Below are 15,742 nucleotides of genomic sequence, written 5' to 3'. Positions count from 1 at the left end.
AAATCGAGCCAGCATTCTAGAACCCGTGGATTTTACAAGAATTCGAGATTCAAATGCGTGAATCTCAGAACCTACGAATCGCCGAACACCCCTGAAACACCACGGCTCACTTATACAACCGATTACTCAGCACTCCCCCAGCATTCACGCTGCATCCCGGCGTTAGTAGTTGACAATCCTTAAACCCTTCGATAGTCTCATCGCACAGATTGAATTTTGTATCCATACACGCTCGCCAACCTTGGATCAAATTGAAGAAACTTTGGTCAGGTACAAAAATTACCAGGTGCTGATGTCTCGCGATTAATTCCGTTGCAGCGTGAGTGATGGATACATTTCTTTCATTATTTCAACGATAACAACTCGTCAAACTACCAAGGAGAGAATGATGGAACTCAAAGGATCTAAAACTGAAGGAAATCTGAAAGCCGCGTTCGCCGGAGAATCTCAAGCCAACCGCCGGTATCTGTATTTCGCCGCAAAAGCTGATGTGGAAGGTCAAAATGATGTTGCTGCGGTTTTCCGTTCCACCGCAGAAGGCGAAACCGGTCATGCCCACGGTCATCTGGAATATTTGGAAAAATGCGGCGATCCGGCAACCGGCATGCCTTTTGGGGGATCTCGCGATAATCTGAAAACCGCGATTGCCGGTGAAACACACGAATACACCGACATGTACCCCGGTATGGCAAAAACCGCGCGCGATGAAGGTTTCGATGAAGTCGCCGACTGGTTCGAGACCCTCGCCAAGGCGGAACGCTCGCACGCCAATCGTTTCCAGCGCGCATTGGATGGCTTAGCCGATTAATCGCGTTCAATCACGTCCTGAAACACCGGGGTTTATTCAATTGCTGGATAAACCCCATCCAGTTACCCATTGTCTCGAATAAGCATATTGATCTATGGCCACTCGCGAAGGTAGTCTCGAAGCACCCACACGCCATCCCATCGACTGGAAAAACCCTGATTTTTATGATGAAACCAGCTTAAATCAGGAACTGGAACGGGTATTCGACGTCTGTCACGGTTGCCGTCGCTGTGTTAATTTGTGTACGGCTTTTCCGCGTTTATTTGATTTGATCGATGAAAGCACCACCGGCGAACTGGATGGTGTCGAAAAAAACCAATTTTGGGAAGTTGTTGATCGCTGCTACCTATGCGATATGTGTTTCATGACGAAGTGCCCCTACGTGCCGCCGCATGAGTGGAATATTGATTTTCCGCACCTCATGTTACGCGCCAAAGCGGTGAAATATAAACAACAGGGCGCCCGCTTCCGTGATGAATTGCTCTCCAGCACTGATTTAATGGGCAAGCTCGCGACCATCCCGGTGGTCGTGCAAACTGTCAACACGCTCACAAATACACCAGCCGCACGTAAATTGCTGGATAGCACGCTTGGAATTCATGCCGAGCGAAAATTGCCGGAATACACGACTACAAAATTCCGTTCGAACGCAAAACCCAACGACTCATTTCCGGTGCAAAACGGCGCCCGTACGCCCGGAAAGGTTGCCATTTATGCGACTTGTTACATTAATTACAACGAACCGGGTATTGGTCACGATTTGTTGCACATTCTGGAACACAATGAAATTCCGGTGCGCTTAGTAGAAAAAGAAGCTTGCTGCGGCATGCCAAAGCTGGAACTGGGAGATTTGGAAACAGTCGAGAAGCTAAAAAATCAAAATATTCCATATCTATTCCAGTTGGCTCAGGACGGTTACGCCATTCTGTCGGCAGTGCCATCCTGTACGCTGATGTATAAGCAGGAATTACCGCTGTTATTCCCGGATGATCCAGCGGTTCAAGCCGTTGCCGCCGCGACGTTCGATCCGTTCGAGTACTTGGCACTACGAAATCAGGATAATTTGCTCAAAATCGATTTCAAACGGTCCCTCGGCAAAATTTCCTACCATATTCCGTGCCATCAACGCGTCCAGAATTTTGGAAAAAAAACCAAAGATATCCTGCAATTAGTACCAGAAACCACCCTCAATGTCGTGGAACGCTGCTCCGGTCATGATGGCACTTGGGGCGTCAAAAGCGAACATTTTGCCGATTCGATGAAAATCGGCCGTCCGGTTTTCAAACAAATGGCAGCCGCCGAACCGGATTACATCAGCTCGGATTGCGCCATTGCAGCGCGTCATATCGCACAAGGCATCGGTGAAAACAAGGCGCAGAAGCTGCACCCGCTGACTCTGCTGCGTATGGCTTATGGCTCGGATACCGATTCGACGCCGGCATTGAACGCCGATCCGGCAGCAACCCAGTCAACACCCACGAAGGATCGATCGATGACGACCATTACCCCGGATAACCTATTGACACTGGAAGCTTATTCCAAAGTGCGCAACGATTTTCGCGCCAAAGTCATGATGCATAAAAAAACACGTAAAATTCATCTCGGCGATCACGTCACCTTGATATTTGAAGATGAACTGACCATTCGCTATCAGATTCAGGAAATGCTGCGCGTCGAGCGGATTTTCGAAGAAAAAGAGATTATCCACGAACTGGAAACCTATACGCCCTTGGTACCGGATGGACATAACTGGAAAGCAACGATGATGATCGAGTATCCGGACCCCGACGAACGTGCCATGCGATTGGCGACGATGATCGGTATCGAAGACAAAGTCTGGATCAAAGTGGCGAATCACCCGCCGGTTTATGCCATCGCCGATGAAGATCTGGAACGGGAAAACAGCGAAAAAACCGCTTCCGTTCATTTTTTGCGATTCGAACTGACTGTTGACATGATCCGCGCGCTCCAGCAAGGCGCGGTTCTGAGCATGGGAATCGATCACCCGGCTTATCAAGCGACGATTGACACCGTGGCTGCCGGGATTCGCGCATCGCTGCTAAATGACTTGACCGCCGAATGAAATTTTCCATTGTCGTTGCGACCGCTTGTGTGTTGGCGTTATCGGCCTGCGCCAAGCCCCCTTTTAAAGATGAGTTTGAGAGCGACAAGCCGTGGATTGAACAAGTAGCGCAATTACCCTCCTACCCGGGCATGAACAATCTACTGGAATTCAATGCCGGAGAAGCCAGTAGCAATCGTTATTTCGTCGATGCCACATCGATCAAAATCGGCGAAGACGGCGTCGTGCGATTTACATTAGTGATTAGATCATCAGCGGGCGTAAACAATGTCACCTTTGAAGGTATCCGCTGCACTACCAATGAAAGAAAATTATATGCGCTCGGCAGGGACGATAAAACCTGGGCGCAGCCTCGAATTGCAGAATGGCAGCAAATTAATCTGGTAAGGCAATTCTATGCGCAACGCGAACTATCCAGAAGCATCTTTTGCCCTTTCCGGCAAGCACCCGACAGCACCGAAGAAGCTATCCAAGCGCTGAAAGCAGGTGTGCACCCCAGTATTTATCGCTAAGAAGCTCCAGATAAAGGAGCAAGATAACCAAGGAAGACGGAACCGGGCGATCAAGCGCAGCTTACGAAAGACCAAGCGAACATTTAAATACTGACTTCAAAACGATAAACTGCACACAATACTCTCCCGAAGCTTTTCTAAGCCAATCCCTCCCCGGCTCTTCAAGCACCATTTCGCGCAGCAAATCGTTTATCCATAGGACCATTCGGCGTTTCCCTATTTTCCGTTGTCATCAACTCAAAATTCCCTATTGTATTTAGGGGAATTAAAGCTCACACTCCCGACAGGGATAATTGCCTTATCTGATTATCTCTACCAACAAAACTCGTCATCAATTAATCCGAATCATTAATAACTTAAGGAAAAGAACATGAATAAAAGTTTTCGCTTGACACTGCCATGCGCGGTGAGTCTGTTTCTCCTGGGTTTTAGCAGTTGGGTAAGCGCCGAAGCCCCCGCGGCTTTGAGCGAAGCTCGCGTAGTCGCGCAATATAATTACATCATCCATATTCTCGCCATGCTGTTGATTGGTTTTGGCTTTTTAATGGTATTCGTCCGCCGTTACGGATTTGGCGCGGTAACCGGAACCTACTTGGTTGTCGCCGTCGGCCTACCGCTTTATATCCTGCTTCGCGCCAATGGCATTTTCGGACATCAATTGTCGCCTCATACCCTCGATGCCTTGCTTTACGCGGAATTGTCCGTCGCCACCGCATTGATTGCGATGGGCGCGGTACTGGGACGTTTGCGCGTTTTTCAGTATGCCTTATTGGCGCTCCTGGTTGTGCCGCTCTATTTATTAAATGAGTGGCTGGTACTTGATGACGCCATCGGATACACCACGGGATTCCAGGATTCCGCGGGATCGATTGTCATTCATGCGTTTGGCGCGTATTTCGGACTTGCCATGTCGATCGTACTAACCACCGAATACCAACGCAGCAAACCGATTGAATCGGATCATACGTCCGATCGCTTCGCGATGCTCGGTTCCATGGTGCTGTGGTTATTCTGGCCGAGTTTTGCAACTGCATTGGTACCACTGGAAAACATGCCGCAAACCGTTGCCAATACCCTGCTAGCGCTTTCCGGCGCGACCATTGCCACCTATTTCCTAAGCTCCAAGCTGCACAACGGCAAAACATCCATGGTTGATATGGCGAATGCCGCACTGGCGGGCGGCGTCGCCATCGGCTCGGTATGCGATGTAGTTTCCCCCGGTGGCGCTTTCGGTATCGGTTTGTTGGCCGGAATCGTTTCCGTCCTGGGATATGTTTTCCTGCAACCCGCATTGGAATCCCGATTCAAGCTCGTAGATACTTGCGGGGTGCATAATCTGCATGGCATGCCAGGATTGCTGGGTGGAATGAGCGCTTTCTTAATTGTGCCGGATATTGCCATCGCGCAATTCAACGGCATAGCAATAACCCTGATTATCGCCATTACCGGCGGTCTGCTGGCCGGTTATATCATTAGAGCAACAGGTACAACGCGCGATCCCTATGAAGATAGCGTGGAATTCACGCATCTTGAGGGCCCCGAATCGGAAGATCTTCCACAGCGATTACAAGCCCGCGTGGAAGCTCTGGAAACACGCGGTTCAGCACCAAAACCGCAAGCTCCGGTTGAATCGCCGGACACAAGAGCATTGATTGCACAACTGGAATCCCGCATCATGATTTTGGAGAATACTGCATCCGCGACGCACAGTCAGCGCGTTGACAATAATCCTCAATCATCGCTTTAATTGCCTACAACTCAGCACCACGCAAAGCCGGGGTGCTGAGCGTTCGCGCTTCCCTGACTTCGTCTTGGCTAATCGATTACGGCTTAACAGCTTTAAATACCCTACTGCCCGGATAATGACTTTTTCCCCAAGTCACCAATGCCTGCAACACCGGTGCCAAATCCTCCCCTTTCTGAGTCAGCTTATATTCGTAGCGCACCGGATTCTGTTGATAAGCCTGCTGCACCACAAATCCATCCGCTTCCAATTTTTTCAACCGATCGGCCAAAATATTGGTGGCAATTTGCTCAGGTGACGCCAAGAATTCCTGATAGCGTTTTTTACCCAGTAACAGGTCACGAATAATCAGCAGCGTCCATTTATCGCCGAGCTGATCCAGCGCGCAAGCAATCGGGCAGCAGGATCGGTCAAACTTTGATTTATCGGGTTCGTCGGTCATCGGTCAACGCATCTCATAAAGTGATCGAATTTACTGTAAGCCATACACTTGCAATTCGCAAGTGTATGGGGTAGAGTAACTTGCATTAAGCAAGTAACTTACAAAAAGGATCTTAATCATGCTCAAACTCTATCAATTCAAACGCACCTGGAGTATTCCGAACTTAAGCCCGTTTTGCTGCAAAGTCGAAACCTACTTGCGCATGGCCGGAATTCCTTATGAACTCAAGCCGTCGCTGCCATTCGGCGCACCAAAAGGCAAGCTTCCTTATATCGAAGACAATGGTGCCGCCATCGCGGATTCGCGCTTTATCATCGATTATTTAAAAACCCATTACACCGATCTGGACCAGGGTTTAACCGCTACCGAACTGGCGACGTCAACCGCATTGCAACGTTTATTGGAAGAGCATTTATTTTGGGCGACGCTGTATTCACGCTGGCAATACACCGAAGAAAACTGGCAAATCAATAAACAAGCGATATTTGAACCATTACCGCCGATTATTCGCGACATCGCCGCCAACCGCACACGCAAAAAAATCCAGCGGCAGATTTACGGGCACGGCACCGGACGCCACCAGCCGGAAGAAATTTTCACACTCGGCAAACAGGATATCGACGCACTGACAGTATCGCTGGGCGATCAACCCTATTTCTTCGGTGATAAACCTACCACCCTCGATGCCTCGGCATTCGGCCTGCTGATCAACATCATCGGCTGCCCGATCGAATCACCGCTGAAAGAACACGGCCTTACCAAGCAAAATCTCGTTCAATATGTCGATAAAATCAAACAACGCTATTTTATAAGTGACATGAACCAATGAATCCCTATATTCCGGTTAAGAAAAAATTGACCTCATCAAGTAAAACCGGATAAATCAAGCTTATTCAATTGCAAGCAGCTTCCAGCGTCTCAATCGCTGCTTTCTCGAGCGGATCGACGGTTTTCTGAGAGGCGACAATGCGTTTTGCGCAATCGGTAATGTCACGCAATCGACTTATGTCACCAGCGGCTTTCATATCCGACACGATTCTTTTGAATTGGCGCGGATCAGGCATACCGAGTCTTTTGAGCAGGCGCTCAAGCTGTTCATCAGCCAGGACGATATCCGGACGGCGGCACTTCAGGTAATCGGCGATAATAGCGCGCTCCCTTTTGAGCATGCGCCGATCCGTGCAACAGATGAATCCCAAAAGATAAAGCCCCATCATTTCATTATCAATGGTATTCCATATTTCCTGAATGCCGATGTCATTAAAGTTGATCATGGCGGATTGTGCCAGGCAGTTCACGAATTGTCCGGTATCGAGGTCAACCGCGCGATTGATGCGGTAATAGAAAAAAGAGCGGCGGCTTGCATGCAGATGGCAATAAGCATCGACAACAAATTTTCCATTATTTTCATAAACGCGGCTGACGCTTATGTTGCGGTTGGTTGTTATACCATTCCGGTTGGTGTAGGTGATGTTGTAGTAACCGCATGCAGGTAGGATTTTTGCGCCGGCAAAGTCGAATTTTTCGATAAAATCGCTGCATTTGTAATCGGGTGTTATGACTTTAAAGGAGTTATGAAGGCAGGGCAAATGTGTATCCGAGTTTCCATAAAATGTTCTTTTAAGCGCTTTGGGTACTCTGATAAGCGCTTGATAGGTAAAAACAGCGATGACAATTATAAACGGAACCGCAACAAACATTTTCATAGTTATAAGTTAGGAGTTAATAACAAATCGCCTCGCTACGATAAACTTGAAGTATTTAATAATCATGACGATCCACATTATTCATTAGAAATAGAATTAAGTTTGTTGATTAAGGTCAACATTCCGGGAGATATGGCAGGAAATTGTTGTCGCTTCGACAGCTTGAAGTCATTCAATTATCCGCAGTTAAATTGCAACCATATCCTGCCCTGAAACACATAAGAAGATGTATTACTGAACGATGATCAACAATATTCTTGACACGATTTCGTCACGTATTACTTTTAAACAATGATAACCACTTCCGTATCCATCTCCAGAACTAGAGAGCTCCTTATCCGGTTATTGGCCACATCCGCATCATTGGCCGGATTTTGTGTTGCAGGAATCGGTTTGCTCCATAGTCAATCCAAAGCACATGAATTTGAAAGCTTCGGTGACGACATTCTTGCGTTAGCCGCCGTATTTTTTCTGCTGTGTACTTATCTTTCATTCTGGGCATTGCGCACTCAGCACAAAAGACGCTTATTCACTCTTGCTAAAATTATCGATACCCTGTTTCTCATCGGACTCACGCTGACAGTGATTAGCGGCGTAGGATTCGTTTATGCAATTTTGTAATTGAAGATCTGCTTAATGACGTTGATTTATCAGCCTGTCTGGCGCCGGTGCATCCATGCACACTTGCTTGTATAGACACATTAAGTGGGGGAGGATTACTATTTTAATTTGTCGACAGCCGGTTTTGATACACTGCGACGCCAGACTGATGATAACGTAGCAGCGCAAGAGCGGTTGACACGCACGAATGCGCTGCGGGCAATGCTGCTCCAGGTATTGGCTATCGGGCTACTCCCATCCGATCAGTAAAGCCAACCCGGCGAAATGCGAGAATGCCTGGTATGAAGAAAATATCGAAATTAAGCGCATCATGGTCCGTCGTATTTTTGCATGCAGGATGCACCATGCATTTTCGAACAGCCTGTAAATATTGTATAAAGTATCCTTGCCAAATTGACACAGGATCGATTCCTGAACGAAAGGACACACAATGATCGAGCTATTAGGATGGATCTGCCTGATCGTTTCGCTGACATTGATGATCTATCATCATTACATGCATTCAAACTACGACCGGGTTTATCAGTTTATTCGCAAAAAATATGGTCAACAGACTACCGACATAGAATTTCCATCGAAAGAAGACCACGCCAAGGATGCGCAAAAATTCACGTACTACACCATTTTTTTCGCGATCTTGCTGATCGTGCTGAATTTAGTTTCAAGATAATCTGCTGCAAATCAGCGAAAAAATTTTCGCGCGCAGGAGTGTGGTTGCTATTAATCATCGAGTAGCAATTGATTGGATTCAACCGGATTTTACGATACATTGCGGCACGCGATTATAAGCACCGTCAAATCGCCTCTCAGTATGTCAAAAGGATTGCGCACTTTTTATGGCCGCTAAAGAAGCCAAAGCACGAATCAAAATTAATAAACTGCTCGAAGAATCCGGCTGGCGTTTTTTTGATGATACCTGTGGCAAAGCCAATATTGCATTGGAATCCAACGTCAAGCTAACCCAAGTCAAATGCGATGACTTGGGAGAAAATTTTGAAACTTCCAGTCAGGGTTTTGTTGATTTCTTACTGCTGGATGAACACGGTCATCCCTTCGTTGTTCTCGAAGCAAAAGCCGAGGATAAAAATCCGCTGATCGGCAAAGAACAAGCACGCAGCTATGCTCAGTCGCAGCGTTGCCGCTTCGTGATTCTCTCTAATGGCAACCTGCATTATTTTTGGGATCTGGAGCAAGGCAATCCACATGTCATCACGCGCTTTCCCAGTCCGGATTCAATCAAAGGATGCCAGCGCTTCCAGCCGGATCCGCAGCGCCTGATGTCCGAAATAGTCTCAAAGGACTATATTACGCTGACGCAAATGCCGGGCTATGCGAATGAAGCGGGCTGGAAAAATGAAGGCGAACGGGCTGGTTTCATCGCCAAGAACCGGTTGCGGTTTCTGCGCGATTATCAAAAACGCGCTGTCCAGGCGCTACAAGATGCGGTGGCGGAAGGAAAGAGCCGCTTTCTGTTCGAGATGGCGACCGGTACCGGCAAAACGCTGACCGCCGCCGCAGTCATCAAGCTTTTCCTGCGTACCGGCAACGCGCACCGCGTGTTGTTTCTGGTGGACAGGCTGGAACTGGAAGATCAAGCCAACAAGGCATTCGTCGCCTATTTAAAGAACGATTACACCTCGGTCATATACAAAGAACGCCGGGATGAGTGGCGTAAAGCCGAGATCGTTGTCACTACCGTGCAATCCCTACTGTTTAACGGCAAATACCAGCGTCTATTTTCTCCGACGGACTTCGATCTGGTGATTTCCGACGAAGCACACCGCTCCATCGGCGGCAATGCCCGCGCGGTGTTCGAATATTTTGTCGGCTACAAGCTGGGACTGACCGCAACACCCAAGGATTATCTGAAACGATTCGACAGCAGCAAATCCAATACGCGCGATCCGCGCGAGTTGGAACGGCGTCTATTGCTCGATACCTACCGCACCTTCGGCTGCGAATCCGGAGAGCCGACTTTCCGCTACTCGCTGCTCGACGGCGTGCGCGAAGGATTTCTCATCAATCCGCTAGTCGTGGATGCGCGCAGCGACATTACCACCCAACTGTTGTCCGACAAAGGCTATGCCGCTGCCGTGGTGGACAACGATGGAAATGAAGCATCCGAAAATTTTTATCAAAAGGACTTCGAGAAAAAGTTTTTTTCCGAAGCCACCAATCGATTATTTTGTGAAACACTTATGCGCAATGCGCTGCGCGACCCCATCAGCGGCGAAATCGGCAAAAGCATCGTGTTTGCCGTCAGTCAGAATCATGCCGCCAAGCTGACGCAAATTCTCAACGAACTGGCCGATGCCTATTTCCCCGGCAAGTATCAATCCGACTTTGCCGTGCAAGTGACGTCGCTGATCCCCGAAGCGCAGCAATTTACCCTCAACTTCGCCAACAACAATTTGCTCGGTTCGGCTAATTTCGAGGAGAACTACCGCACCAGCAAAGCGCGCGTTTGCGTCACTGTCGGCATGATGACCACCGGCTACGATTGCCCGGATATTCTCAATCTGGCGATGATGCGCCCGATTTTCTCGCCGCAGGATTTCGTGCAGATCAAAGGGCGCGGCACACGCAAGCATGATTTCCTGGAACAGCTTTTCGATCCGGCACTGAAGCGACAACTTGGAACACGAGAAAAAACCCGCTTCAAGCTATTCGACTTCTTTGCGAATTGCGAATACTTTGAGGAAAAATTCGATTACGACGAAAAGCTGCAATTACCTCGGTTGCAGCAAAACGGCAGACAACCGGAAATATCGCCGCCACCGCCCCCGTCGCCACCGGGTTCGTTCCGATACGGCGGTGCGGATACCCTTACCGCGCTCGGGGAGCACCAAATCGGCGAGCACGGCATGAAAATCGACCGCATGTTTTTCAATAAATTCGAGGAACAAGCGCAAAGCGATAGCACGCTGAAAACCCTGGTTGAAAATGCGCAATGGGATCAAGCGGCCAATTACGTGCATCACCATTTATTCGACAAGCCAAAAGAATTCTTCTCGCTGGAAACCTTGCGCCGCGCGGCTGGCGTGGATCGGCACCTGGGTTTGCGGGAACTGCTGGAGAAAGTATTCGGTTTGATTCCCGGATTCAAATCGAAGGATGAATTATTGGAAGACGAATTTCAGAAACTCTTGCTCGATTTGTCACCGGAAGAACTGGAATTGCACGCGGATGCCATCGTCGCACTGAAGAGCTATTTCAAGGCGTATGCCACCGATGGCCATCTGCGCTACATCATCGAAAATGGCCGCCTGACTGAACTGAACGTAAACCCAAGTTTTAATATGGCTGATTTCACGGCTGTACCCGTGGCATGGCGCAACCGCATCCCGGAATACGTCAATCAATACCTTCCACTCGACCCATTCAAGTAACCCGATAACCCAATGCTGGATTCCGAAACCAAACGCCGCATCGATTCCTGTCGCGATATTTTAGTCGGCAAAGTGCCCGATCCCAAATCGCAGGTCGAGCAGATCACCATCGCGCTGATTTATAAGTTCATGGACGATATGGATGCCGAAGCCGAGGCACTGGGCGGCAAACGCAGCTTTTTCACCGGTGAATTTGCCAAATACGGCTGGTCCAACTTGATGGCACCGGGCATGGGCGGCTTCGATATGCTGAGCCTTTATTCCGAAGCCATCGGTAAAATGAACGAAAATCCGGGGGTACCCGCGCTGTTCCGCGATATTTTCAAGAACGCCTATTTGCCGTACCGCGATCCGGAAACGCTGCGCGGTTTTCTGAAGGAAATTAACGGTTTCACTTACGATCATTCCGAACGGCTGGGCGATGCCTTCGAATACCTGCTGTCGGTGCTGGGCAGCCAGGGCGATGCCGGGCAATTCCGCACGCCGCGTCACATCATCGACTTCATGGTGGAGCTCATCGATCCGAAAAAGGACGAATCGATTCTCGACCCGGCCTGCGGCACGGCAGGGTTTTTGATTTCGTCGTACAAACATATCCTCAAACACAATACGAAAGGCTACAAAGCGCAGCAAGACCGCGAAGCGTTTGACGAAACCGGCGTGTCGCTGGAAGCGCTGACGCTCGACAACCCGCTGCATTACAAGGGCGATTTGCTCACGCCGGATGATAAAAAGCGCCTCGCCGCCAATATCCGCGGCTACGATATTTCGCCGGACATGGTGCGTCTGTCGCTGGTGAATATGTATCTGCACGGCTTCGCCAGCCCGCATATCGACGAATACGACACCCTCACCAGCGATGAGAAATGGAACGAACTCGCCGACATTATCCTCGCCAATCCGCCGTTCATGTCGCCGAAAGGCGGCATCAAGCCGCATAAACGGTTTTCCGTAGCCGCGACACGCTCGGAAGTTTTGTTCGTCGACTACATCGCAGAACACCTGACGCCCAACGGTCGCGCCGCCGTGATCGTGCCCGAAGGCATCATTTTCCAGAGCGGCAATGCCTACAAACAACTGCGCGAAATGCTGGTGAAGCATTATCTGGTTGCGGTCATTTCGTTGCCCGCCGGAGTGTTCAATCCGTACAGTGGGGTAAAAACCTCGATCCTGGTCATGGACAAGCGACTGGCGAAAAAGACCGGCGCGATCCTGTTCGTCAAAATCGGCAGCGACGGCTACCACCTCGGTGCGCAACGCCGCCCGGTCGATCACAACGATTTACCGGCAGCGGTACACAATATCAAAGGCTGGTTGGAAAGCGTGCGTAATGGTGCGGTGTTGGATGCTGCGAATATCGCCAATTTGAGTCTCGTGGCTAAGGAAAGAATCGGCGAGAATGGTGAGTGGAATTTGAGTGGAGAACGGTATACAAACTCTCAGACTGCAACAACCATATTTGAAATGGTGAGCTTGACGAGCATTTGCGACATCAACCCAGAAACAATTGATCCGACCACTGTGTACGCAGGGAAGACATTTGAATATATCGATATTTCAGCGGTGGAAAATGAAACAGGAAAATTCGAGAGTGGAAATGTCATTCCGAGCGCGGAGGCACCAAGCCGTGCGCGAAGGAAAGTAAGATCAGGGGATGTGCTGATTTCTACAGTGAGACCAAATCTCAAAGCGTTTACTTTGTTAAAGAATCCATCAGCAACGGCTATCGCATCAACCGGCTTTGCGGTACTGCGAGTCAAGCCAAATTCTGCTTTACCTGAGTTTGTGCTTTTGATGTTGCGGAGCCAGTCATGTGTAGACCAAATGATTGGCATGATGGGTAAAGGAGCGTATCCAAGCATCAATCAGAAGGATGTGGAAAGTGTTAATTTCCCTCTCCCACCGCTGGAAGTGCAGAAGGAAATCGTGGCGGAGATCGAGGGGTATCAAAAAATCATCGACGGCGCCCGCCAAGTCGTCGAAAATTACCAGCCCCGTATCCCCATCAACCCCGACTGGCCGATGGTGGAATTAGGCACGCTTGCAAATATGAGTAGTGGCGGCACCCCATCGAAATCACAGTCTGAATATTGGCAAGGTGATATTCCTTGGGTATCTCCAAAAGATATGAAAACCGACCTTATAAAAGATACTGAAGATCATATTTCCCAGATCGCAATTACGAATAGTGCAACAAAGTTAGTCGATGCAGGTACAGTACTATGTGTTGTGCGCTCGGGCATCCTGCAACACACATTCCCAGTAGCAATTACTACACGTTCAATGTGTTTTAACCAAGACATAATAGCAATCAGCACCGATTCAACCCGACTTGATAGTAAATATCTGCTTTACATGTTCAAGACGATTGCACAACAAATTTTGTCTGAAGGCATAAAACCCGGTGTTACGGTACAAAGCGTCCATAGTGGATTCTTTAGATCTCTTAAGTTGCCACTGCCCGACCTCAACACCCAACGCACCATCGTCGCCAAAATCGAAGCCGAGCTGCGCCTGGTCAACGCCAACAAGGAATTGATCCGACTCTTCGAAGACAAAATCAAAGCCGTCATCAACCGTGTCTGGGGGGAAACCGCATGAGCAAAGACCTGACCAACTCACCCGTCGACCGGCAGAATATCCCGAGTAAGCTCTATACACTGCTTCCTGCTGTGCTGGATGAAGGATCGCGTATATGACAGTGCAGATTATTGAAGTGCTGCGCCGATCCGAACAAGGTATGACCCGGCCTTTTATCTGCCGCGGCGATGACGATGAAATTTATTTTGTCAAAGGGATCGGCGCGGGGCGGCGCAGTCAGATTTGTGAATGGATAGCAGGCAATTTGGGGCTTGCGCTTGGGTTACCCATTGCGCCTTTCGAGATCGTGGAAGTGCCGGAAGAGTTGCTGCAAATTCCGTCTGTATTAAGTCTTTCCGAACTAGGCTCAGGCGAGGCTTTTGGCTCAAAACGGCAAGATGATGCGATGGAGCTCAATATGACGGTGATTCATGCAATTCCCGAAGCGCTGCAACAAGATGTGCTGACTTTCGATTGGTGGATACGCAACAATGACAGATTGCTGACTCCAACAGGTGGAAATCCGAACTTGTTTTGGAATCCCCGAGATCGTGAATTGATCGTTATCGACCATAATCAAGCTTTTGATGCCGAATTCGATTCCAATAATTTCTTGGATTATCATATTTTCCATTCGCAAAAGCATCAGGTTTTTGGTGACATGCTCCGCCGCCAAGATTATACTCAGCGGTTCTTTTCAGCGCTCAATCACTGGCACGGCATTTGCGCTGGCATACCCAAAGCATGGTTTTTTACCGATATGGAAATGACAGTGCCCGTGAATTTTTCACTCGATGGTGCTTATGCCATGCTGGAAGCGTATAAAAAAGAAGACTTCTGGAACACACTATGACTCAGATTGCTTGCCAATACACCATTGTCCGCTTTTCTCCTTTCGTTGAAACCGGAGAATTTGCCAATGTGGGCATTGTAATGATGGCGCCAAAGCTGCGTTATTTTGGTTTTAAACTGGAAACACAACGCTATGGCCGCATTACCCGTTTTTTTGAAGAATTGGATAGAAAGCTATATACGCAGACAATCCATATCCTCCGGGAAGAGCTGGCGCGGATTCATGGTGTTTTGAACCTGCACGGCTTTGACAAAGACGCCAAGGCTAGCGATACCAGCTTAGCACAACTACTCTTTACCGAACTGATCCGCACGCGGGAACATATTATCCGCTTTAGCGAGCCACGGGTTTTATTGGCCGGAAATCCCGAGGAAAAAATCAACGAACTATTTTCGTTTTACGTTGAGCGGAACTTTGCTACTAAGGAATATATAGAAACTCGCCTTGAAAAAGGCATTCGCAATTGGCTCAATCAAGAACGCATTGCCGACCGGTTCCAACGCTTGCCGGTAGGCGATGAGGAATATCAGGCAATATTCCCTTTTGTTGAACACGCAAACAATAAGCCAGTGAAGATTATCAAACCGCTAAATCTCGCTCAGGAGAAACCCAGCAAAATCATCGATCACGGAAATCTTTGGCGCTCCCGGATTGAAGAACTCAAACGGCGTAAGAAATTACCCGAAAAAGTGCTATTCACCGTAACAGGGCCGGATGACGTTGGCACCAATCGGCATCATGCTTATGAAGAAACCGTTGGTAGATTGCACGAATGCGGCATAGAGATCGAGGATTACACTAATAAGGCGCAAATCATTAAATTTGCCCGTGCATAATCTAAAAAATACGCTACACCAGCAATCCCTACTCAAGCTTGCTTGATCTGTTGTTGATTCTACTAGTATTTGATTCCGCAGATTCCGCAACTTCAAAAGTGAATGGAGCGTTGCCTTGGTAAGCTCTGCTTATAAGACCCGCCTAAACTGCGCGAGCCGGGCTATTTC

14 protein-coding genes and 1 pseudogene are annotated in these 15,742 nt (G+C 48.7%); 13 read left to right on the top strand and 2 right to left on the bottom strand.

Going from position 1 to position 15,742, the window contains the following annotated elements:
* The first annotated feature begins 388 nt into the window (after positions 1–388).
* From KF839_RS02330 to KF839_RS02310, 4 genes are all read left to right on the top strand, one after another.
* Entirely contained in the window at positions 389–808 is a 420-nt protein-coding gene (locus KF839_RS02330; RefSeq protein ID WP_292916209.1) for a rubrerythrin family protein, read from the top strand.
* A gap of 94 nt (positions 809–902) precedes the next feature.
* Complete coding sequence (locus tag KF839_RS14795; protein WP_323802042.1) at positions 903–2,891, top strand: DUF3501 family protein; 1,989 nt, start codon at positions 903–905, stop codon at positions 2,889–2,891.
* Complete coding sequence (locus KF839_RS02315) at positions 2,888–3,403, top strand: CNP1-like family protein (RefSeq protein ID WP_292916208.1); 516 nt, start codon at positions 2,888–2,890, stop codon at positions 3,401–3,403. The genes KF839_RS14795 and KF839_RS02315 overlap by 4 nt, the downstream gene beginning before the upstream one ends.
* Positions 3,404–3,773: 370 nt before the next feature.
* Positions 3,774–5,150 (top strand): ammonium transporter family protein, encoded by a 1,377-nt coding sequence (locus tag KF839_RS02310; RefSeq protein WP_292916207.1) that lies wholly within the window; start codon positions 3,774–3,776, stop codon positions 5,148–5,150.
* Positions 5,151–5,226: 76 nt separating this feature from the next.
* Here the strand turns inward: KF839_RS02310 and KF839_RS02305 are convergent, their stop codons facing one another.
* Complete coding sequence (locus tag KF839_RS02305) at positions 5,227–5,589, bottom strand: winged helix-turn-helix transcriptional regulator (protein ID WP_292916206.1); 363 nt, start codon at positions 5,587–5,589, stop codon at positions 5,227–5,229.
* 118 nt (positions 5,590–5,707) lie between these two features.
* Here KF839_RS02305 and KF839_RS02300 point away from each other — a divergent pair, with 118 nt between their 5' ends.
* Positions 5,708–6,418, top strand: coding sequence for a glutathione S-transferase family protein (locus KF839_RS02300; protein WP_292916205.1), 711 nt, complete (start codon positions 5,708–5,710; stop codon positions 6,416–6,418).
* Between the two features lie 64 nt (positions 6,419–6,482).
* Here the strand turns inward: KF839_RS02300 and KF839_RS02295 are convergent, their stop codons facing one another.
* Positions 6,483–7,295 carry a hypothetical protein gene (locus tag KF839_RS02295; RefSeq protein ID WP_292916204.1) on the bottom strand — a complete coding sequence of 271 codons (813 nt, stop codon included), beginning with the start codon at positions 7,293–7,295 and terminating at the stop codon, positions 6,483–6,485.
* 291 nt (positions 7,296–7,586) lie between these two features.
* Here KF839_RS02295 and KF839_RS02290 point away from each other — a divergent pair, with 291 nt between their 5' ends.
* The 8 genes and pseudogenes from KF839_RS02290 to KF839_RS02260 all read left to right on the top strand — a co-directional run bounded on the left by KF839_RS02290 (position 7,587) and on the right by KF839_RS02260 (position 15,574).
* Positions 7,587–7,916 (top strand): hypothetical protein, encoded by a 330-nt coding sequence (locus KF839_RS02290; RefSeq protein WP_292916203.1) that lies wholly within the window; start codon positions 7,587–7,589, stop codon positions 7,914–7,916.
* A gap of 84 nt (positions 7,917–8,000) precedes the next feature.
* Complete coding sequence (locus KF839_RS02285; protein ID WP_292916202.1) at positions 8,001–8,165, top strand: hypothetical protein; 165 nt, start codon at positions 8,001–8,003, stop codon at positions 8,163–8,165.
* 181 nt (positions 8,166–8,346) lie between these two features.
* Entirely contained in the window at positions 8,347–8,586 is a 240-nt protein-coding gene (locus tag KF839_RS02280; protein WP_292916201.1) for a hypothetical protein, read from the top strand.
* A gap of 166 nt (positions 8,587–8,752) precedes the next feature.
* Positions 8,753–9,100, top strand: a pseudogene (locus KF839_RS14845) (type I restriction enzyme HsdR N-terminal domain-containing protein); the annotation flags it as partial.
* A gap of 93 nt (positions 9,101–9,193) precedes the next feature.
* Positions 9,194–11,305: a DEAD/DEAH box helicase family protein gene (locus KF839_RS02275; RefSeq protein ID WP_416362342.1), complete on the top strand. Its 2,112-nt coding sequence runs from the start codon at positions 9,194–9,196 to the stop codon at positions 11,303–11,305.
* A 12-nt stretch (positions 11,306–11,317) separates the two neighbouring features.
* Complete coding sequence (locus KF839_RS02270; protein ID WP_292916199.1) at positions 11,318–13,906, top strand: N-6 DNA methylase; 2,589 nt, start codon at positions 11,318–11,320, stop codon at positions 13,904–13,906.
* Between the two features lie 94 nt (positions 13,907–14,000).
* On the top strand, positions 14,001–14,738 hold the full coding sequence (locus KF839_RS02265) for a HipA family kinase (RefSeq protein WP_292916198.1): 738 nt from the start codon (positions 14,001–14,003) through the stop codon (positions 14,736–14,738).
* Entirely contained in the window at positions 14,735–15,574 is an 840-nt protein-coding gene (locus KF839_RS02260) for a DUF3037 domain-containing protein (protein WP_292916197.1), read from the top strand. The genes KF839_RS02265 and KF839_RS02260 overlap by 4 nt, the downstream gene beginning before the upstream one ends.
* Positions 15,575–15,742 lie beyond the last annotated feature (168 nt).

Source organism: Nitrosomonas sp., from assembly GCF_019635155.1.
In the GTDB taxonomy this organism is placed as follows: Bacteria; Pseudomonadota; Gammaproteobacteria; order Burkholderiales; family Nitrosomonadaceae; genus Nitrosomonas.
The sequence above is the reverse complement of the archived record's forward strand: the minus strand, read 5'-3'. Positions and strand labels throughout refer to the sequence as shown.